Annotated in this window: 19 protein-coding genes and 1 pseudogene; 10 read left to right on the top strand and 10 right to left on the bottom strand. The window is 38.8% G+C overall.

What is annotated here, in order from left to right; translation table 11 throughout:
- Nucleotides 1-429: 429 nt before the first annotated feature.
- The 3 genes from H6F47_RS15930 (at nucleotide 430) to H6F47_RS15940 (ending at nucleotide 3,444) form a co-directional block, all read left to right on the top strand.
- Nucleotides 430-846 carry a photosystem I reaction center subunit II PsaD gene (locus H6F47_RS15930; protein WP_096570464.1) on the top strand — a complete coding sequence of 139 codons (417 nt, stop codon included), beginning with the start codon at nucleotides 430-432 and terminating at the stop codon, nucleotides 844-846.
- A 136-nt stretch (nucleotides 847-982) separates the two neighbouring features.
- Complete coding sequence (gene trpE, locus H6F47_RS15935) at nucleotides 983-2,494, top strand: anthranilate synthase component I (RefSeq protein WP_190649991.1); 1,512 nt, start codon at nucleotides 983-985, stop codon at nucleotides 2,492-2,494.
- A 53-nt stretch (nucleotides 2,495-2,547) separates the two neighbouring features.
- Nucleotides 2,548-3,444, top strand: a complete 897-nt coding sequence (locus tag H6F47_RS15940) for an Rpn family recombination-promoting nuclease/putative transposase (RefSeq protein ID WP_190649994.1) — start codon at nucleotides 2,548-2,550, stop codon at nucleotides 3,442-3,444.
- 91 nt (nucleotides 3,445-3,535) lie between these two features.
- Here H6F47_RS15940 and H6F47_RS15945 read toward each other — a convergent pair whose 3' ends face one another.
- From H6F47_RS15945 to H6F47_RS15960, 4 genes are all read right to left on the bottom strand, one after another.
- Nucleotides 3,536-3,898 (bottom strand): 2TM domain-containing protein, encoded by a 363-nt coding sequence (locus H6F47_RS15945; protein ID WP_096570458.1) that lies wholly within the window; start codon nucleotides 3,896-3,898, stop codon nucleotides 3,536-3,538.
- A 251-nt stretch (nucleotides 3,899-4,149) separates the two neighbouring features.
- Nucleotides 4,150-4,905 carry a hypothetical protein gene (locus H6F47_RS15950; protein WP_137666519.1) on the bottom strand — a complete coding sequence of 252 codons (756 nt, stop codon included), beginning with the start codon at nucleotides 4,903-4,905 and terminating at the stop codon, nucleotides 4,150-4,152.
- Between the two features lie 123 nt (nucleotides 4,906-5,028).
- A complete protein-coding gene (locus H6F47_RS15955) occupies nucleotides 5,029-5,499 on the bottom strand; it encodes a DUF488 domain-containing protein (RefSeq protein ID WP_096572771.1) in 471 nt (156 codons plus the stop codon).
- Nucleotides 5,492-6,148: a DUF488 domain-containing protein gene (locus H6F47_RS15960; RefSeq protein WP_190346552.1), complete on the bottom strand. Its 657-nt coding sequence runs from the start codon at nucleotides 6,146-6,148 to the stop codon at nucleotides 5,492-5,494. Before H6F47_RS15960 ends, H6F47_RS15955 begins: the two co-directional genes overlap by 8 nt.
- Before the next feature lie 242 nt (nucleotides 6,149-6,390).
- Between H6F47_RS15960 and H6F47_RS15965 the strand changes: the two genes are divergently transcribed.
- Nucleotides 6,391-7,020 (top strand): retropepsin-like domain-containing protein, encoded by a 630-nt coding sequence (locus tag H6F47_RS15965; RefSeq protein ID WP_190649996.1) that lies wholly within the window; start codon nucleotides 6,391-6,393, stop codon nucleotides 7,018-7,020.
- 252 nt (nucleotides 7,021-7,272) lie between these two features.
- On the opposite strand, the gene H6F47_RS15970 is transcribed toward H6F47_RS15965, so the two are convergent.
- Both H6F47_RS15970 and H6F47_RS27985 read right to left on the bottom strand, forming a co-directional pair.
- Nucleotides 7,273-7,503, bottom strand: a complete 231-nt coding sequence (locus H6F47_RS15970; RefSeq protein WP_137666516.1) for a type II toxin-antitoxin system HicB family antitoxin — start codon at nucleotides 7,501-7,503, stop codon at nucleotides 7,273-7,275.
- A pseudogene (locus tag H6F47_RS27985) lies at nucleotides 7,500-7,739 on the bottom strand (type II toxin-antitoxin system HicA family toxin). Before H6F47_RS27985 ends, H6F47_RS15970 begins: the two are co-directional and overlap by 4 nt.
- 124 nt (nucleotides 7,740-7,863) lie before the next feature.
- Here H6F47_RS27985 and H6F47_RS15975 point away from each other — a divergent pair.
- On the top strand, nucleotides 7,864-8,133 hold the full coding sequence (locus tag H6F47_RS15975) for a hypothetical protein (protein ID WP_190649997.1): 270 nt from the start codon (nucleotides 7,864-7,866) through the stop codon (nucleotides 8,131-8,133).
- A gap of 152 nt (nucleotides 8,134-8,285) precedes the next feature.
- On the opposite strand, the gene H6F47_RS15980 is transcribed toward H6F47_RS15975, so the two are convergent.
- From H6F47_RS15980 to H6F47_RS15990, 3 genes are all read right to left on the bottom strand, one after another.
- Nucleotides 8,286-8,636 (bottom strand): DUF1257 domain-containing protein, encoded by a 351-nt coding sequence (locus H6F47_RS15980; protein WP_048868763.1) that lies wholly within the window; start codon nucleotides 8,634-8,636, stop codon nucleotides 8,286-8,288.
- Nucleotides 8,637-8,795: 159 nt separating this feature from the next.
- Nucleotides 8,796-10,307 (bottom strand): AAA family ATPase, encoded by a 1,512-nt coding sequence (locus tag H6F47_RS15985; protein WP_096570447.1) that lies wholly within the window; start codon nucleotides 10,305-10,307, stop codon nucleotides 8,796-8,798.
- 99 nt (nucleotides 10,308-10,406) lie between these two features.
- The gene (locus H6F47_RS15990; RefSeq protein WP_096570445.1) at nucleotides 10,407-10,754 is read right to left on the bottom strand and encodes a hypothetical protein; all 348 of its coding nucleotides are present in this window, start codon (nucleotides 10,752-10,754) and stop codon (nucleotides 10,407-10,409) included.
- A 298-nt stretch (nucleotides 10,755-11,052) separates the two neighbouring features.
- Between H6F47_RS15990 and H6F47_RS15995 the strand changes: the two genes are divergently transcribed.
- The 3 genes from H6F47_RS15995 (at nucleotide 11,053) to H6F47_RS16005 (ending at nucleotide 14,191) form a co-directional block, all read left to right on the top strand.
- The gene (locus H6F47_RS15995; protein WP_096570443.1) at nucleotides 11,053-11,559 is read left to right on the top strand and encodes a hypothetical protein; all 507 of its coding nucleotides are present in this window, start codon (nucleotides 11,053-11,055) and stop codon (nucleotides 11,557-11,559) included.
- Between the two features lie 149 nt (nucleotides 11,560-11,708).
- Entirely contained in the window at nucleotides 11,709-12,860 is a 1,152-nt protein-coding gene (locus H6F47_RS16000; RefSeq protein ID WP_096570441.1) for an NAD-dependent epimerase/dehydratase family protein, read from the top strand.
- A gap of 194 nt (nucleotides 12,861-13,054) precedes the next feature.
- Nucleotides 13,055-14,191: a glycosyltransferase family 1 protein gene (locus H6F47_RS16005; protein WP_096570439.1), complete on the top strand. Its 1,137-nt coding sequence runs from the start codon at nucleotides 13,055-13,057 to the stop codon at nucleotides 14,189-14,191.
- A gap of 314 nt (nucleotides 14,192-14,505) precedes the next feature.
- Here H6F47_RS16005 and H6F47_RS16010 read toward each other — a convergent pair whose 3' ends face one another.
- The gene (locus H6F47_RS16010) at nucleotides 14,506-14,778 is read right to left on the bottom strand and encodes a hypothetical protein (RefSeq protein ID WP_187041193.1); all 273 of its coding nucleotides are present in this window, start codon (nucleotides 14,776-14,778) and stop codon (nucleotides 14,506-14,508) included.
- A gap of 1,259 nt (nucleotides 14,779-16,037) precedes the next feature.
- Here H6F47_RS16010 and purC point away from each other — a divergent pair.
- Together purC and H6F47_RS16020 are read left to right on the top strand one after the other, a co-directional pair.
- On the top strand, nucleotides 16,038-16,775 hold the full coding sequence (gene purC, locus H6F47_RS16015; RefSeq protein WP_137665956.1) for a phosphoribosylaminoimidazolesuccinocarboxamide synthase: 738 nt from the start codon (nucleotides 16,038-16,040) through the stop codon (nucleotides 16,773-16,775).
- Nucleotides 16,776-16,877: 102 nt separating this feature from the next.
- On the top strand, nucleotides 16,878-19,259 hold the full coding sequence (locus H6F47_RS16020; protein ID WP_137665957.1) for a BamA/TamA family outer membrane protein: 2,382 nt from the start codon (nucleotides 16,878-16,880) through the stop codon (nucleotides 19,257-19,259).
- Nucleotides 19,260-19,352: the final 93 nt, after the last annotated feature.

Raw genomic sequence — 19,352 nt, forward strand, 5'->3', positions numbered from 1 at the left:
AGTTGGGTTTTGAATCCTAGTAGCATACAGTGATTTTACTGTAATTCTGTCACAAAGCAAAAGATGACAGGAAATTTTCAGTAAATGTGAGTATTTGTTAGGATTGGTTAAGAAAACAGTAACTAGCTACTAACCTCCATTTTTAGTTTCGCTGTTACAGCAGGGTTTCAATAGTTTTGATTTTTTGTGACAATATTCTGTTAAATTGTCAAATAATTTGTCCGCGTTGCCAAACTACCTAGACCACAGCGACAAAAATTGCATCAATCAGATCGGGTGATGGGGAGGAAAAGATTTTTCCCAGTCCCCAGTCTCCAATCACCAATCACCCATTTCCTAAAAACTGTTACAGTCTATAACGCGATCGCAACATAAGGTGGGTTACGGTGTTAGTATGCCCTAAAAACGTTGAGAGAAAACCTTAACCTTATGGCAACTCTAACTGGACAAACTCCCCTCTTCGGCGGTAGCACTGGCGGTCTACTTAAAAAAGCAGAAGTAGAAGAAAAGTACGCTATCACCTGGACAAGCCCCAAAGAGCAGGTTTTTGAAATGCCTACTGGTGGCGCTGCTACAATGCTAAAAGGCGAAAACTTGCTTTATTTGGCTCGCAAGGAGTATGGTATCGCTTTAGGCGCTCAACTCCGCAAATTCAAAATCACTGACTACAAAATTTACCGGATTCTCCCCAGCGGTGAAACCACTTTCATTCACCCTGCTGATGGTGTCTTCCCTGAAAAGGTAAATGCTGGTCGTCAAATGGTGCGCCACGTACCCCGCAGAATTGGTCAAAACCCCAGTCCTGCACAACTCAAGTTCAGTGGTAAAGCTACCCACGACGCATAAGGTCTAGGTACTAGGGACTGGGGACTGGGGACTGGGAATTGTAGATAATGATAAATGCTGATAATTTATCATTCATCTTCTATAATCATCCTCACACCCAATCACCAATCCCCAATCCCTAATCACCAGATTATTTATGATTTTCCCCGACTTCCAACAATTTACAAAACTCGCTCAACAAGGTAATTTTGTTCCTGTCTATCAAGAATGGGTAGCTGACTTGGATACCCCTGTTTCTGCTTGGTACAAGGTTTGTGCAAGTCAACCTTACAGCTTTTTGCTGGAGTCGGTGGAAGGTGGTGAAAAAGTAGGAAGATATAGTTTATTGGGTTGTAACCCGCTTTGGATTTTAGAAGCAAGGGGAGATCAAACTACCCAAACCTATAGAGATGGTTCACAGAAAGTTTTCACAGGTGATCCGTTTAATGTGTTAGCGGAATGTTTAGCACCTTATCACCCAGTAAAATTACCACAGCTACCTTCAGGAATTGGCGGTTTATTTGGGTTTTGGGGCTATGAGTTAATCAATTGGATTGAACCCCGTGTACCAATTCATGCCCAAGATGAGCGTAATCTTCCTGATGGGTTATGGATGCAAGTAGATCATTTATTGATATTTGATCAGGTAAAACGCAAAATTTGGGCGATCGCCTACGCAGATTTAAGGAATAATGAAAACTTAGAAATTGCTTATCAAAAAGCGTGCGATCGCATTCAAGAAATGGTAAGCAAATTATCCTTACCCATATCACCAGAAAATACTAAATTACCTTGGACATCTCCCCAAAATAAACCCAAAGCTGGAATAGAAGAATACACCAGCAATTTCACTAAAAAAGAATTTTGCGCGAGTGTAGAAAAAGCGAAAGAATATATTAAAGCTGGCGATATTTTCCAAGTTGTGATTTCTCAAAGATTATCCACAGAATATAAAGGTGATCCTTTCGCTCTATATCGGTCTTTACGCCAAATTAACCCTTCACCTTACATGGCGTTTTTTAACTTCCAAGACTGGCAAATTATCGGTTCTAGTCCTGAAGTGATGGTGAAAGCAGAACGAGATGAAGAAGGAGGAATTATTGCCACAGTTAGACCAATAGCAGGAACAAGACCAAGAGGAAAAACCACAAAAGAAGATGAATCTTTAGCAGCAGATTTATTACAAGATCCTAAAGAAGTTGCTGAACATATCATGTTAGTAGATTTAGGAAGAAATGATTTAGGAAGAGTGTGTGAAAATGGCACAGTTAAAGTAGATGAATTAATGGTAATTGAACTTTATTCTCATGTCATGCACATTGTGAGTAATGTAGTAGGTAAATTAGCAGAAAATAAGACAGCATGGGATTTATTAAAAGCGTGTTTTCCTGCGGGAACAGTAAGCGGTGCGCCGAAAATTCGCGCAATGGAAATAATTAACGAACTAGAACCAACCCGCAGAGGAGTATATTCTGGGGTGTATGGATATTATGACTTTGAAGGACAATTAAATAGTGCGATCGCTATCCGCACAATGGTATTAAATAATCAAACTGTTACTGTCCAAGCAGGTGCAGGTTTAGTAGCAGACTCCGAACCAGAAAAAGAATATGAGGAGACATTAAATAAAGCCAGAGGTTTATTAGAAGCAATTAGATGTTTGCGATAAGTTCTGCTAGTTAAAAAATGCTGGTTAAAAATCAGAGAAAACTACAATAAAAAATGCACACAGACACAATCTTCTACCAAATATTCCTGACATTTCACACCCTATTATTTGAAATACTGGGTGAACCAACAGAAAATGCCAAAGATTATCAATTCACCTCTGTAAAAGTGAAAGAAAAAGCATTTAGATTTGATGGGATTTTTATGACAGATAATGTAGAAAAACCCATCTATTTTGTGGAAGTGCAATTTCAACCAAAACCAGACTTTTACTGGGAATTAATAGCAGAAATAAACATTTATCTCAATCAATTTAAACCTGTACAAGATTGGCAAGCAATAGCTTTATTTGCAAAACGGAGTTTAGACGTAGGAGAACTGACAGCTTATCAACAAGAATTTATTAACAGTGGGAGAATTAAAAGAATTTATTTAGATGAATTACCACCAGGTTCAATAGGAATGGGGTTAATTGAGTTAATTGTCAGTAAAGAAGCACAAGCACCAGAATTAGTGAAAAACCTCATGGACAGAACCAAAACAGAAATTGTGGATGACAACGAAAAACAAAGTATTATAGAATTGTTAGAGACTGTTTTATTGTCAAAGTTTTCACAATTAAGCCGTCAGGAGATAGAAGCAATGTTTTTAGTGAGTGACATTAAGCAAACAAGAGTATATCAAGAAGCAAAGCAAGAAGGTAAACAAGAAGGTAGACAGGAGGGTAGACAGGAAGGTAGACAGGAAGGTAGACAGGAAGGTAGAAAAGATGAAGCAATCAACTTACTATTAAGGATGTTATCTAAGCGGTTTGGAAAGTTGAGTGATAGTTATATTCAAAATCTCAATATTTTGAATATAGAACAATTGGAAAAACTAGGAGAATCATTATTAGATTTTAAAGACATTAATGATTTGGAAATGTGGTTACAGTCTGAGATCAGTCAGTAATAAATAAACAGATCCCCGATTTCTGTCATCAATTTATGATTTATAGACATGATAGTGAAAGAAGTCGGGGATCTAAAACTTACTCTAAACCCTACTTTTTATAAGCATTCATCCAATGCAGTAACAAACCTAAACCCCAACCCAAAAGCGGGAAAATAGCCCAAAAATAACCAGAACCAGTGAACAAGTTTAACAAAATCAAAAACCCGTTAACAATCAAAAAAACCATGAAATGTGATTTAAACTCTTGCTGTTTTTGATGATTAGACATTGCTTCTTTTTTCACTTCTACTTGTTTTTTTAACCATTCATTTTCCGCAGCAATGAGAGATTCCGAAGAAACCCCTAATTCTGAAGCAATTTCTATTATTTGTTCTCGCGTAAATTCTCCCTGTTGCTTGCGTTTAAAAGCAACTTCTAAAATTTGCTGCATTTCCTCTGAATTGTAAGTCATTATCAATACCTAATCTGGTAAAAAATACTTTTGACATTTACATCTGAAGCGGTAGAAATACAACCTTAAAAAATATTTGACCTTGTTGTTAAAAACAATTTCGCTAAATATTCTATCTTTTACATATTAGTTATTACAGTATTTTAAAAGACAATATTATCAAAGTTTAAGAAAACGAACCGCAGAGACGCAGAGAACGCAGAGAAATTTTGGACGTTGAAGTTATTTTTAAAACTGTTACCTGTCACTTATCATCTATACCATCCCAAACGGAAAGAAACATCAGTAACATTAATTACGGATGCAACCAATTTATAACAATATTCTAATTGACTGGGATAATAAGGTTGAAAAGGTTCACTTAAACTAATGGTTAATCTAAATTTATCCGGTTCAAAGTTTTCTAAGTTTAGTTTTTCGATCACATCTTCACAGAAATATATTCCCTCTTCTAAAACGTTTAGTTTCTCTATCCACACCGGATCAGTAATAGGTAAATCATAAGAATTTCCACATAAACAAAACAAACATCTAAAATTTTTTTTATTTTGTGAATTATATCTCACCTCCCATTCTAACACCTCTGGATTAATCATCGCTAAGGAAGATTTAAGAGGTGTATTTTGTAAATCTTCATAACCTATCTGTTTATCAAAATTACCTAATAATTTTGGTTCTGAAGAACCACGTTTAATTTCTGGTTTGATTAAATTTTTAACTTGTTCTAAACTTGCTTTCCCTAAAATCTGCCATTTATAACTATAATGAATTAGGTAATTTTCAGGATGATGACATTGCGGTTCATGTCTAATAAAAGGAATCCTAATAACATCAAATAGTTCTGGTTCTTGACCATCTCTAGTCATGAAATGTTCTGGATATAAAGTACCATTTCTTCTATTAGAAATTGGCCGCAACCATCCAGAACCATCGGTTTTTATCCCCGCAATACAAATTCCACCATGTTTAGTAGATTTTGCTAAACAGATAATATCAAATGTCAACATCTTATATTCTCACTTGCACCTTACTTGTTACAGTAATAGTAAAATGAGAAGATTTGAAAATTGAACAGTAAAACTACTTAACGCTTAAACAAAACCTAAATATATCCGTGTCTGAGAATATACTCAAAGATGATGAATCTTGATACTTTTATCTAACTTACTATCTAACTTACCTTGCAAATATTCAGCTACTAACCGCCGATGACAGTTATGGGGTTTAAGTTCACTACACAACAAACAACTTTTATCTATCATATCTATAGATAATTTCTTTTCAATTTGTCGTTGTGAAATCAAAAGATTGAATTTTTCCTCATAGACATCCCAAGTTATTTGCTTTTTTTTATAAGCATCTAAAATATCTTGAGTTGGTGCTAAATCAAGAATATGGATATATTCAATATCTGCAATTTTACGCAGAAAATATTGTAAATCTTGCTTTTTTGCAAATCCCGCAAGTTGGGAAACATTGTTTAATCTGGTATCAATCACTCGTTTAACACCAGATTTTATCAAAGTCTCAAAAAATTGTTCTGCTTTCTTTTGAGTAAACCCAATCGTAAATAAATTAACTTCTTGATTTTGCTTATTCATGATCATCCTTATTTTCTGTATACGCGACTTTTTCACCTTGTAATTGATATGCTTTTTCTACTAACTCTGCACGGTTAAACTGTTTTTCAATAGTTTGGTTAGACCGCATATCAAACAGAGAAAGTTGTTTAGCAGAACTTTGATTTTCTGGTAATAAATCATATAAAGTATGGAGTTTTAAAACTCGATTTTCTAAATCTTTATTAGATTCTAAATCTCCATTTTTAAGAATATGATAAATATTCAAACCTGCATTTTTTAAATGAGGAGAAATCAAAATTGCCCGATGACAAACAATGGGATCTTGTTCTGCACACATTAAACTAATTTGGAATTTTTGCGAACCTTGAATCAAACGATTTAAACCTAATTTAAACGCTTCCGTCGCAGCAATTAAATCATATCTGGCCATTCCATCTACATAACAACTTCTATCACTAGGACGCGCACCTAAATTATCACCCAAAGGAACATAAGCAATATTGACAGTTTTCAATGCTGCTTTTAAATTTGATTGATTAAACTGAGGAAACCTGCGACTATAGGGACTAGAACGCACATCAGCTAAAGCGGTAACATCGTGTTTTTGTAATAGTTCAATAAAAGATTCTATGGTGTGGTTGGAATGTCCAATAGTAAAGGTTTTCATAGAGGTTTTATTAAAATCCTGAAAAATGATTATATCATTTATATTACCCAAATATCCCAAAATATTTGTAAAAACATCTGCGTTAAATTACCATCAGAGAAATTACTTAACTAATAATACTAATCAGAATTTTCATCAGGTTTGAGCATACGACGGGAACTCATAATCTAACTTTGGGAAGAGATGATACTGATTGAACAATCATAATTGTATAATAAAAGAAGTACAGTATATTCATAAATATGAACACAACACCCTCCCCCAGTGAAAGAGATGAAATTCTTAAGCGGTTAAACAAAAACCGTCATCAATTATTGGATTTATATAAAAATCAATATGTTGCTTATAATTCTAATGGGATAATCGCACATAGCGAAAATTTACAAGAAGTTTTAGAATTAGCTAAAGCTACAAAACAGAATTTTTTAATTTATTTAGTTCCTCATCACACCGCATCTGTACAAATTTTACCAATTCGTTTCCGAACTGTTGCGCGTCATGATTGGCAACCCAATTATAGTGTTAAATTAAAACATGGAAATATAGAATTTTCTGCAATAATGTTAGTAGATTCTGGTGCTGAATTGAGCTTAATTTCTTTGAAAGTAGGTCAAGATTTAGGTTATGCTTTAGCTGATTCAGAATCAACTTTGTTAGCAGAAACTATTGGTGGTAGGGTTGAGTATGTTTTACGTAATGTAGAAATGACAATTGATGGATATAATTTGATTGCTCCTGTAGCATGGTTACAAAGTAATACGGGTGGAGAACAATTATTATTAGGTCGAGAAGTTGTATTTGATAAGTTTAATATTGAATTTGGACAAGCTGAGGAGAAAATTATTTTCTCATGGCGTGAAAACTTGCATTGATAACATCCAATTTCTTGGGTTTCCTTACGTTAACCTAACCTACTACTACGGGTCATAATTTGTCTGAATCAGGATATCCCGGATTTAAGGATTTACAGGATTCAGACAATTACATCTTGAAATTACTTCAATCAGTGAAAAACCACGCTTAGACATCATGGAAGCAGCAAGTCAACAAGTAATTGCTAACGGAATCACACCAGAAATTTTAGAATCAATTCTCAATGATGAAAACTAACCGTATAGTATATTTTAAGCAACCTGTAATGGTTTTTTAGGCAGCATTTTCGGTTCTGGTAATACTTTATTTTCTTCCTTCAACATCTCCACAAAAATCTCAATTACTTCCTGACCATTTCTAGCAGCTTCCTCATAAGTTCTACCATGTGTATGAAACTCTTGCCAGGGAAACTCAGGTAAGTGAACTAAAAAAAGTTGATCTTCCTCTGACCATTGAATTACCATACTGTAGTGATAGTTCATTCTTCACTTTCCTTATTTTCTAAGTTTTCCAATTCTTTAAGCTTTTTCAGCACCCGTTGAATATTTCTCTCTAAATATAGCGGCGCATCATCCCCATCTTTCCCTGGTATAGTTAAAGGTTATTCAGGTAATAACGGATGTTTCCAATAAGTATGACTTCCTTTACCTCTACCCGGTTGAAGGACATACCCAACTTTTACAACCATTGCTTTCAATTCTCTGATCTTCTTCGGCATTTCCTTTTAGCACCCTGAGTTATATTTTATTATATCCATGTCAAAAATTGATCAGCAATTTTCAATTATTGTTCTACAAATACAATCATAAAACTTATAATATGATCATTCCCTAATTAAGTCTATGACCACCATCAAAGAACAACTAATTGCAGCCATAGAAAACACTCCAGAACCGATACTGGAAAAAACCCTAGACTATCTCGAATATCTCAAAACCAAAACAAATACCTCCACCATCAAATCAACTAATATTTCTGTAGAAGATGGAGAACCAATATTACGCGGATCTAAAGCCAAAGATTTGCTCAAATTTGCTGGAACTTGGCAAGGTGACGACTTCGAGAAATGTCTTCAGCTTGTTTACGATACCCGATCTGAAACTGAATTTTAATGTATCTTCTAGACTGGGTTTAAAATGCGTTCTTATCCTATACATCCTCAAATCCTGGACATCCTGATTCAGACAAATAAAGACAAAAAAAAGCGGGCTAACCGCTAATGCTTGGTTAACCCGTTCAGCTTTGGGAACGCGCAGAGAAATTATTATTGCAACACCAACTTAACGTTAGCGTTTTGCAGGCCGCGCTGTTTTACTTCAGCCAAAGTTTTGTTAACGGCGTATTTTTGGTTAATGGAGTTGATCAACTCGGTTTGGTTGTGCTTCTTAGCAACGCCCCACAAATCAGCGATTAAATCAAAAGAACCATCGCTATTGCGAGACCAACCTAAATCGTACTCGCCTTCCAATACAGCAACGATGTCGGAACGAACACGCTGACCGTTATAACCACGAACATCAGCTTCAGTCTTTACGCTAATACCTAAGTCGCGCAAAGAAGATTTGAGGATTTCGGCATCGGTGATTTTGGTACGCAGAGTGCTAAAGTGAGACATTTGGGTTTCCTCCAATGAGAAGATTGATGAGAAAAACGACAACGGTTTCTTTTTCAGCGAAGCCGCATTAATTTGGGATTAATTGGGAAGCGGCTTTTTTTTCGTAACCTGTTAGCCTTGTGAGCTAACCTTTCCCCTCTGGCATACAGAGGAAAGCTTTTAAAACTCCATGCGCTGATATTCAGCAACGGAGGCTGCGGCGGGTCTAGCACGCTGTCTGGCCCAGTCTCTTAAAGCTGTGACCTGTTCTTGCATCGTTCGTGACAGCGGCAAAGTTGACTTCAATGCAGCAATAATATCTAATTGGGTGAACTCCCGATCCTGGGCAAAAGCTTCATACATCGCCGCAACGATCGCCTGTTCAATTTCTGCCCCTGAAAAACCGTCTGACATTTTTGCTAGTTGTTCTAAATCAAATCTAGCAATATCTTCCCTTCTTTTAGTCAGGTGAATGTTGAAGATATCCTGACGTTCTTCTGGTGTGGGCAGATCCACAAAGAAAATTTCATCAAAGCGACCTTTTCTTAAAAACTCACCCGGTAAACGTTCTACCCGGTTCGCAGTCGCCATTACAAATACTGGAGATTTCTTTTCCTGCATCCAGGTCAAGAAAGAGCCAAAAATTCTACTTGATGTCCCCCCATCAGAATCACCAGAACCTGCACTACCCGCAAAAGATTTATCCAACTCGTCGATAAACAGAATCGTTGGGGAAATTGATTCTGCTGTTTTCAGGGCATTTCGCAGATTTGCTTCACTTCGACCCACCATTGAGCCATCGTAAACTCGCCCCATATCTAAACGCAAGATTGGTAAACCCCACAAACGGGAGGTAGTCTTGGCTATCAGTGACTTTCCACAACCAGGAACACCTAAAATTAACATCCCTTTCGGTTGCGGCAAACCATACTCTCTAGCTCTTTCTGTGAAAGCGTTGGAGCGTTGTTTGAGCCACTTTTTCAACTCCTCTAAACCGCCTACAGCTTCAATAGTTTCATCTTCTTCGATGTACTCTAAAATACCGTTACGGCGTATGAGTTGTTTCTTTTCTGATAAAACTATATCAACTTCATCTTCCGTCAACCGCCCCGTTGTTACCTGAGCCTTACGATATACTTTCTCAGTTTCATCTTTAGTTAGACCTAAAGCTGCTCTCAGCAGTTTTTCTCTAGCCTCGGTAGTCAACCGTCGTCCACGATGCTGCTCTTGATGTTGAGTTAAAACTTTATTCAACTCAGACATATCCGGCAGTTGGAAGTCAATAACAACAACTTCTTTTTCTAGTTCTATTGGTACTTGTTGCACTGGAGACATCAAAATGATGTTCTTTTGCATTCCCTTAAAACTAGCGATCGCATCCCGAAGCGATCTAGTTGTTGCCGGAGCATCAATAAAAGGATGTAAATCTTTAAGAATAAATATACCGGGTTCTTTCTGTCTAATGATCCACTCAATCGCCGCCTCTGGAGAAACGGTATTGTGTTGAGTTGTACTCCGGGGTTGACCGTATTCCACAATGCCGTGAGTTACTGTCCAAACATAAACTCGACGTTGAGGCTTTAACAATTGAGAAATTGTGTAGATTGCTTGCTCTGCCCGTTCTTCCTCGGAGGTCACAAGGTAGATTAAAGGGTATTGAGCTTGAATGAGTATGTTTAGCTCTTCTTTCATATCTATCGACCTACTTGAGACCTTATAGAGACAGTACAATCATCGCCGTTGGTCAGAACAACCAAATCTATTATTAATTCATCCATTCATAATTCCTAACTAGCAAGGGACTAATTCTTCCTCACCCTTGGGATGGGTTTCATCTTCTTCCATCTCCTCAATGGATAGATGTTCTTGACCAATTAGTCCTGGCTGATTACCCAAAGCTACTAATTCCCCGTTACGTAAAACAAGTGAACTTTCACAAGCGGGACAGGAATAAACCCTGTGAGTTCTGCCGTAAGAAGACTCTTCCAATTCTTCAACCAATTCTGAGTTAGTCAGGTAGAAACTGAGCGCTCGTTCCGCTAGGTCTGACATCGGTTCTGAGTCAACAGCAGAACGAATTTTTAATCTTCTGTGCAATTCCGGCGATAAATATAACGTAACCTTCTGCTTAGTTTGCATACGACTTTCTAGTGGTCTTACCCGGGTATGTATCTTACGTTATCGGTTCTTTTATTTCTTGTCAACCCATTCAGACGTTTTGATGGCATTTTTGTAATATTTCTTAATAATAGGAGGCAGGAGGCAGGATAATAAGAATAAATTTCTTGCCTGTTCCCTGTTCCCTGAAAATAGTAATTTATATAACAATAAACCTAAGAAATAAAACGGTGTAAAAAGAGAGTCTATTTAGCCGAATGTATGAGAATAAAGTCTAATCAGACTTGAGCTAAAGTCAATAGGGGTAAAGGGTGTGATTATGTCTACTGCTGCCGTCGAAACTTGTAATTTGAGGCGAGTCATCGGTTTACTAGTCTCCAGTGTTGGCACGGCTATACTTTGTGGGGGTTGCAGTGCTAATGGCTTTTGGACATCTGAACAGAAGTGGGAAACATACCAAAATCCCCGTTATGGGTTTGAGTTTCCCTATCCGAGTAACTGGACTGCCATTACATCAGACAACAACGATGGAGTAATATTTGTTTCATCACAAAGCCAAGATACAAAAATTCGCGCTTGGGCGAGTAATGATTTACCAAAGTTACAAAACCCAGAAACATCAAAACAGATAGACCAAAACTTTAAAACGGATCAGGGTATATCTGGGGTGCTAGTGGTAGAAGTTGGTCAACAAGTCAGTTCAATGAAACTAACTATCAATCAAGAACAAGTCAACTATCACTGGCAAGGACAAACGAGTAGTAAAGAGTTTAAAGATTACTACCGCTTGTTTTACTACATTGCCAAACAGTACAAAATTAAGTGATTGGTGATTGGTGATTGGTGATTGGGAAAAATAAAATTGATTACCCAGTCCCCAGTCCCCAGCCCCCAGTCCCCTTAATCAAGAATTAATGAACTAGAGGGGACAGAAACCTGGTAGATTTAGCTATCAGCGAGTAAAAACTGGTAAAGATGAAAGTCCTGGTTATTGGTGGCGATGGGTATTGCGGTTGGGCAACCGCACTTTACCTTTCTAATCGAGGTTATGAAGTTGGAATTCTAGACAGTTTGGTGCGTCGGCACTGGGACAATGAACTCGGTGTTGAGACTCTAACCCCAATTGCACCAATTCAACAACGTCTCCAACGATGGAAAGATTTGACTGGTAAATCTATCGACCTATTTATCGGCGATATTACCAATTACAGTTTTCTGCACAAAGCTTTGCATCAATTTCAGCCAGATGCCATAGTGCATTTTGGTGAACAGCGTTCAGCGCCATTTTCTATGATTGACCGTGAACACGCGGTACTCACTCAGGTAAATAACGTCGTGGGTACGCTGAACCTGCTGTACATCATGCGGGAAGATTTCCCAGATTGTCATTTGGTGAAATTGGGAACTATGGGTGAATATGGAACACCCAATATTGATATCGAAGAAGGCTATATCACCATTGAACACAACGGACGTAAGGATACATTGCCCTATCCTAAACAGCCCGGTTCAATGTATCACCTGAGCAAAGTTCACGATAGCCATAATATCCACTTTGCTTGTCGGATTTGGGGTTTACGAGCCACTGATCTGAATCAAGGTATTGTTTATGGCGTTCTGACCGAAGAAACTGGTATGGACGAACTTTTGATCAACCGCCTTGATTATGATGGTGTGTTTGGTACTGCACTTAACCGTTTCTGTATTCAAGCTGCAATAGGTCATCCTTTGACTGTTTACGGTAAAGGTGGACAAACTCGCGGTTTCTTGGATATTCGGGATACAGTGCGTTGTATTGAACTGGCGATCGCCAACCCAGCCCAACCCGGAGAATTTCGCGTATTTAACCAATTCACTGAATTATTCAGCGTTGGTGACTTAGCGTTAATGGTGAAAAAAGCCGGTAACGCAATGGGGCTAAATGTGGAAATCAATAACATTGACAACCCCAGAATTGAAAAAGAAGAACATTACTTCAACGCTAAAAACACCAAATTGCTGGATTTAGGCTTGCAACCTCATTATCTCTCTGATTCTCTACTTGATTCACTGTTAAACTTTGCGGTCAAGTATCAGAAACGAGTTGATAATAATCAAATTCTGCCTAAAGTCACTTGGCACAGATAATTAGGTGACAGGTTACAGGTGACAGGTGACAGAGAGCAGGGGAAGCTGGGGAAGTAAGGGAAGCTGGGGGAGAAAATTAAAAGACAAAAGTTACAATTTTCATTTCTCCTGCCCCCTGCCTCCTGCCCCCTGCCTCCTGCCCCCTGCCTCCTGCCTCCTGCCCCCTGCCTCCTGACTCCTTGATCTCCTTTCTTATGAAAATTGCCCTATTCACTGAAACTTTTTTACCCAAGGTTGATGGTATTGTCACCCGTCTTCGTCACACCGTTGATCATCTGCAACGGGACGGAAATCAAGTTATGGTATTTTGCCCAGAAGGTGGCATCACAGAACACAAAGGAGCGAAAGTTTACGGTGTGACGGGGTTTCCACTGCCTTTGTATCCAGAGTTAAAATTAGCACTGCCTCGTCCTGCTATCGGTCACGCTTTAGAACAGTTTCAGCCGGATATTATTCATGTTGTTAATCCCGCCGTTCTGGGATTATCAGGTATTTTTTATAGTAAGGTTCTGAAAATTCCCCTGGTGGCTTCTTACCATACCCACTTACCTCAATATCTGCAACATTACGGTTTGGGAATGTTAGAAGGTTTACTTTGGGAATTACTCAAAGGCGCTCATAATCAAGCTGCATTAAATTTGTGTACCTCCACAGCAATGGTCGAGGAATTGGCAGCACATGGCATAGAAAGATTAGATTTGTGGCAACGAGGAGTAGATACAGAATTATTTCATCCTGATTTAGCAAGTGTGGAAATGCGATCGCACTTATCCCAAGGTCATCCAAAAAGCCCCTTATTGTTGTATGTAGGTCGTCTTTCGGCAGAAAAGGAAATTGAACGCATTAAACCGATTTTAGAAGCCATTCCTGATGCTCGTTTAGCCTTGGTTGGAGATGGACCAAACCGACAAAATTTAGAGAAACATTTTGCTGGTACAAATACCCATTTTGTTGGTTATCTGATGGGTAAAGAATTAGGTTCTGCCTTTGCTAGTGCAGATGTGTTTATTTTTCCTTCTCGGACAGAGACACTAGGATTAGTATTATTAGAAGCAATGGCCGCCGGATGTCCAGTAGTAGCAGCCCGTTCTGGTGGTATTCCTGATATTGTGACAGATGGTGTAAATGGTTATCTTTTTGACCCTAAAGCGGACATTCAAGAGGCAATTGATGTTACTATAAAGTTGTTACAACAACAACATGAAATAAATATTATCCGTGAAAATGCTCGTCAGGAAGCAGAAAAATGGGGATGGTCTGCTGCTACACGACAATTACAAGATTATTACAAAAAGGTGATTGGTGATGCAATTTTGGATTTTGGATTTTAGATTTTAGATGAAAAAATTTGGTACAAGCCTCGTCCTTCAGGACGGAAACAATCGTAGTTCCCCTATCCAACTCTTGAAACTGTCACCTGTCACCTGTCACCTAGCCTTCACAGATAACTTTTTCAGCAAACCCTATCTATCCACCTGGAACGTGCCTACAATTACCAAAAAACACCACCTCCAAATTCTTGGGATGGTGTTTGGACAATGGTTACAAAGTAGGGAATGGTGACTGGTGACTGGGAAGATGGGGAGAAAATTCTTTACCTGTTCTCTGTTCCCTATTCACTGTTCACTGTTCCCTTCTTTCCCTATCAACTATCATCAGCATCGTTATTTTGAAAGGGTTCTTCACCTATCCTAAGTTGTTTTTTTGATCGTTTTAATTGTTTCCACAAAGCCTTGATTTGTTCGTAAGCTTCCTCTGGTGGAAGTTTACCACCTGTTTCTAAGTTACAAATATAACTAACTCGCTGGGCAAATTCCTGTAAATTTGCGTTGAAAACTAAGTTTTCAGGCTGGACATGACCGTAGTAGCGACCACGAGGATAGAGAAAATCATCTTTGCTCACTATATTTTTCTCCATGTATTGAATTCTCCTCCTGATTTTCTTGTTTATAGTAAAACCACTAGTACAACACGGCGTAAATAAAGCTACTATTTAAAATAGGCAAAAACCTACCCCATCAGCTTTTGGACTTTTGAATGCGTGATTTCCGCAAAGCGGTAATAGGCAATCTTATTTCTAATTTATTAAGTCAGGAGAACGCTTAAGATTAAACCGTGATTATGGAAAAGTGTTGCAGCGATTGGTCAATTTCAACTTTGACAAAATAATCAAGTTGTAAGTTATTAAGCATCAGGCTGTCAAAAAAAGTTTATGTCAAAGTGACCAAAGCCATTCACGAGCGAACACCCGTTCTATATCTTTATATATCTTTTGTAAAGATTAATTGCAATCTCTTGGATGAATGTTTTACTACTTCTCCTATTTTTCTCAATTATTTCATCTTATTCCTAATTTGCAAAAAATGGGTTTTAATTAAATTCAACAAACTAAATTAGCTGATAAAGAATTAATATATATTTTTCTATAATTTTTAAAGAATTTGTTCACAAAAAATTACAAAAATTTTAAAAAAAACATAAAACTTTTATGCAGAGTTGACCAGTTTAACATCTAAATTAGGGGAATAGGGGGGTAGGGTCATTTTTTGACACTCTCCTGCCTAAAGGCGAGGAGATTCTTGGTTCAACGAGTCCACTTAGATTAGATCCCTTGCGGTGTCTAACAAGCGAGGTGGTTCTCTCCCCAAGCGTTAACTTAGGGAATGCCCTTCCCTAGTTGGATTACTCCAAATTTTGTTTGAGTTTAAATTCTGTGTCGTGTTTCGACTGCGCTCAACACAAGTCTAGCACCTGTAAATTTTTTACCTACTTCCAGGAGGCACTAGAACTACGAAGTAGAACCCGATAGATTTAGTTGTCAAGGTACAGATTGCCGTTAGGCAGTTAGGTTTTTATACAGGTTGATTACCGTTCCTGTGAGAATGATTATAGCACAGGTGACTGAGGCGTAAACGCCTCCTTATGCTTTCATCCCTTGCCTCAAGGACGGTTAAGTTTTTCCGCTACCCTCCAAAACTCAACCTCAAGGGTTTTCAGCCCATTTTCTTATAAGTTATAGGTTATGGGTTACCAGTTACATCACGTTGCGAGTGAATGAAGTACACATATTCATGTTATAAATCTTGCGGTATGGACAGGAAAGCCAGCCCTTGTGTAGCGTTCGGCTGATAAAATGGTTAAGCTGGAAACCATTGCCCTGCAAATGTATCTACCACCATGTCTGTTAATACCAAACTATACGAAGGCAAAGCCAAAATTCTCTACACCACAGACGAGCCTGAAGTCTTGTTGGCTGATTTTAAAGATGATGCAACTGCGTTTAATGCTCAAAAGCGGGGTAGCATCCAGGGAAAAGGTAGCATAAACTGCACCATTTCCAGCAAGTTGTTTGAACAGTTGGCAGCGCATGGCATCAAGACACATTATATTGATTGTCCAGCGCCCAATCAAATGCTGGTGAAAGCAGTTAAGATTGTGCCATTGGAAGTTGTGGTCAGAAATATAGCTGCTGGTAGTCTTTGTCAACAAACAGGATTGCCACTAGGTACAATTCTGGAACAGCCTTTGGTAGATTTTTATTACAAAGATGACCAATTGGGAGATCCTCTCCTCACACGCGATCGCTTACTGCTCCTGCAATTAGCAACTGAGGAACAAGTTGACAGTATTGCCCATCTGGCATTACAAATCAATGACTTTCTCAAAAGCTTTTGGCAAAAGTGCGGCATAACCCTAGTAGATTTTAAACTCGAATTTGGTTTGGACTCACAACAGCAGTTGTTGTTGGCCGATGAAATAAGTCCTGATACCTGTCGTTTATGGGATATGACAGAAAATGATCCTAACCGTCGAGTAATGGATAAAGATCGGTTTCGTAGGGATTTAGGAAATGTAGAAAATGCCTACCAGGAGGTTTTACAAAGGGTATTACAAGTAGTAGAGAGCAAAAATTAACTGTGTGTACATAGTCATTTTTCTGATATGACTAATGACTAATGACCAGTGACTCATGACGAATGACGAATGACTTAATTGTGTGTGGTAGTGAAGAGGAATATGAGTAAAAAGCATTTATCTCCTGTATTTCTGGCAGTTGTAGCCATCGCTGTCCCTGTTGACAACTCACTCAGTGCGACTGCACAAACTCCTGATAAAACCCAGCAAGTAACAGAGGTTGCCACGGTAGAAACCAACCAGCCACTACCACAGGAAACTGGTCAAAATGATGTTAGCGCAAATCAAGAAACTCCCGTCTTGGCAAAGGCAGTAGTTATAAAACCCGAATCTGACTCATCGACACCTGCTGTCAAAGTCTCACCAACAGCTAACTCAGCATCAATAGCAACACCAGAAGTAATCATAACAACGGCAACAACACCCTCAAAAACGGCTCAAATTCTCAAAGCTGCATCATCTCGCAACTCAGAACAGAAAGCAAAATCAGAAGTAATTAGATCAACGGCAACAACACCAGCAAAAACAGCACAAGTTCTAGAGCCAGAAGTAAATCCTGATACCAATTCTACCCAGGAAAATGCCGAGCCACCCACAGCACAACCGACTTTCCCTAGTAATTCAGAAACAACGGAACTCCGTGTACTAGTGTCAGAAGTAGCAGTAACATCACCAGATGGAGCAATCTCACCAGAACTAGAAAACCAAGTTTACCGAGTGATTCGTACCCAACCAGGACAAACAACCACCCGTTCCCAATTACAAGAAGATATTAATGCTATATTTGCCACAGGTTTCTTCTCTAACGTGCGAGCCGTACCAGAAGATACACCTGTGGGTGTAAGGGTGAGTTTCGTGGTTGATCCTAATCCTGTCCTGAGTAAAGTAGAAGTCGAAGCTAACCCTGGAACTGATGTTCCTTCTGTACTCCCAACTAACACAGTAGATAAAATCTTCAGTGAACAGTATGGTAGAATCCTCAACTTGCGTGACTTGCAAGAAGGAATTAAACAGTTAACCAAAGAGTATCAAGACAGAGGTTATGTACTGGCCAACCTCATTGGAGCGCCAAAAGTCTCAGAAACCGGAGTTGTCACCCTACAAGTAGCAGAAGGGGTAGTAGAAGATGTCAAAGTTCGCTTCCGTAATAAAGAAGGACAGGAAGTAGACGAAAAAGGAGAACCCATTCGGGGACGCACAAAAGAATATGTAATTAAACGGGAATTAGAATTAAAGTCTGGTCAAGTATTTAACCGTAATACAGTCCAAAAAGACTTACAAAGAGTATTTGGGCTGGGATTGTTTGAAGATGTGAATGTGTCCCTTGACCCTGGCACAGACCCCAGTAAAGTTGATGTAGTGGTGAATGTAGCTGAACGCAGCAGTGGTTCAATAGCTGCTGGTGCTGGTATTAGTTCTGCCAGTGGATTATTTGGTACAATTAGCTATCAACAGCAAAACCTGGGAGGTAGAAACCAGAAACTAGGGGCAGAAGTGCAGCTAGGTGAAAGAGAACTGCTGTTTGATCTGCGGTTGACAGATCCGTGGATTGCGGGTGATCCTTACCGCACTTCTTATACAGCTAATATTTTCCGTCGTCGTTCAATTTCTCTGATTTTTGAAGGTAAGGATGACAACATTGAAACCTATAACCCCAATAATCCCACTAATACAAATGATCAAGATCGTCCCCGGATTACCCGTTTAGGTGGTGGCGTTTCTTTTACTCGTCCTCTTTCTCCTAATCCTTATGAAAAGTCAGAGTGGGTGGCTTCAGCTGGGTTGCAGTATCAACGAGTTTCTAGCCGTGATGCTGATGGTAATGTGAGAAGAGAAGGGGCAAGATTTAATGATAATGGTCAACCAATTAGCGATAGGATTCCCCTAACCCAATCGGGAACAGGTGAAGACGATTTACTACTATTACAACTGGGCGCACAACGCGATCGCCGTAATAATCCCTTACAACCTACCAACGGTTCTTATCTCCGTGTCGGAGTTGATCAATCTGTACCCATAGGCTCAGGTAATATTTTCCTGACCAGAGTTAGGGGTAACTACAGCCAATATTTGCCTGTGAACTTTTTGAGTTTTGGCAAAGGTCCACAAACTCTGGCGTTTAACCTTCAAGGTGGTACAATTCTCGGAGACTTACCCCCCTACGAAGCTTTTACCCTTGGCGGTAGTAATTCTGTGCGTGGTTACGATGAAGGTAGATTAGCCACTGGACGTAGTTATGTACAAGCATCTGTTGAATATCGTTTTCCTGTCTTCTCTGTAGTCAGTGGCGCACTATTTTTTGATTATGGTAGTGATTTGGGAAGTAGTACCAGAGCAGCAGAAATTCTTAACAAAAATGGTAGCGGCTACGGTTATGGTTTAGGTGTGCGTGTACAGTCTCCACTTGGACCTATTCGCATAGATTATGGTTTAAGTGATGATGGTGATAGCCGCATCAACTTTGGGATTGGGGAAAGGTTTTAAGAGGTGACTGGTGACTGGTGACTGGGGATAAATATTTACCTCCTGACTCCTGACTCCTGACTTCTACTTTCAGGGTGTTTACTACATACAGAA

This window comes from Sphaerospermopsis sp. FACHB-1094 (genome assembly GCF_014696195.1).
Taxonomy (GTDB): Bacteria; Cyanobacteriota; Cyanobacteriia; order Cyanobacteriales; family Nostocaceae; genus Sphaerospermopsis; species Sphaerospermopsis kisseleviana.

Excerpts from the sequence above, each read along its gene's own strand:
- H6F47_RS16005 (WP_096570439.1), top strand. The coding sequence starts at position 13,055 with ATGAAAATTGCCCTATTCACTGAAACTTTTTTACCCAAGGTTGATGGT.
- H6F47_RS16020 (WP_137665957.1), top strand. The coding sequence starts at position 16,878 with ATGAGTAAAAAGCATTTATCTCCTGTATTTCTGGCAGTTGTAGCCATC.
- H6F47_RS15940 (WP_190649994.1), top strand. The coding sequence starts at position 2,548 with ATGCACACAGACACAATCTTCTACCAAATATTCCTGACATTTCACACC.
- H6F47_RS15975 (WP_190649997.1), top strand. The coding sequence starts at position 7,864 with ATGACCACCATCAAAGAACAACTAATTGCAGCCATAGAAAACACTCCA.
- H6F47_RS15980 (WP_048868763.1), bottom strand. The coding sequence starts at position 8,636 with ATGTCTCACTTTAGCACTCTGCGTACCAAAATCACCGATGCCGAAATC.
- H6F47_RS16010 (WP_187041193.1), bottom strand. The coding sequence starts at position 14,778 with ATGGAGAAAAATATAGTGAGCAAAGATGATTTTCTCTATCCTCGTGGT.
- H6F47_RS15985 (WP_096570447.1), bottom strand. The coding sequence starts at position 10,307 with ATGAAAGAAGAGCTAAACATACTCATTCAAGCTCAATACCCTTTAATC.
- H6F47_RS15955 (WP_096572771.1), bottom strand. The coding sequence starts at position 5,499 with ATGAATAAGCAAAATCAAGAAGTTAATTTATTTACGATTGGGTTTACT.
- H6F47_RS15970 (WP_137666516.1), bottom strand. The coding sequence starts at position 7,503 with ATGAACTATCACTACAGTATGGTAATTCAATGGTCAGAGGAAGATCAA.
- H6F47_RS15960 (WP_190346552.1), bottom strand. The coding sequence starts at position 6,148 with ATGAAAACCTTTACTATTGGACATTCCAACCACACCATAGAATCTTTT.
- H6F47_RS15965 (WP_190649996.1), top strand. The coding sequence starts at position 6,391 with ATGAACACAACACCCTCCCCCAGTGAAAGAGATGAAATTCTTAAGCGG.
- H6F47_RS16000 (WP_096570441.1), top strand. The coding sequence starts at position 11,709 with ATGAAAGTCCTGGTTATTGGTGGCGATGGGTATTGCGGTTGGGCAACC.
- purC (WP_137665956.1), top strand. The coding sequence starts at position 16,038 with ATGTCTGTTAATACCAAACTATACGAAGGCAAAGCCAAAATTCTCTAC.
- H6F47_RS15995 (WP_096570443.1), top strand. The coding sequence starts at position 11,053 with ATGTCTACTGCTGCCGTCGAAACTTGTAATTTGAGGCGAGTCATCGGT.
- H6F47_RS15930 (WP_096570464.1), top strand. The coding sequence starts at position 430 with ATGGCAACTCTAACTGGACAAACTCCCCTCTTCGGCGGTAGCACTGGC.
- H6F47_RS15945 (WP_096570458.1), bottom strand. The coding sequence starts at position 3,898 with ATGACTTACAATTCAGAGGAAATGCAGCAAATTTTAGAAGTTGCTTTT.
- H6F47_RS15990 (WP_096570445.1), bottom strand. The coding sequence starts at position 10,754 with ATGCAAACTAAGCAGAAGGTTACGTTATATTTATCGCCGGAATTGCAC.
- trpE (WP_190649991.1), top strand. The coding sequence starts at position 983 with ATGATTTTCCCCGACTTCCAACAATTTACAAAACTCGCTCAACAAGGT.
- H6F47_RS15950 (WP_137666519.1), bottom strand. The coding sequence starts at position 4,905 with ATGTTGACATTTGATATTATCTGTTTAGCAAAATCTACTAAACATGGT.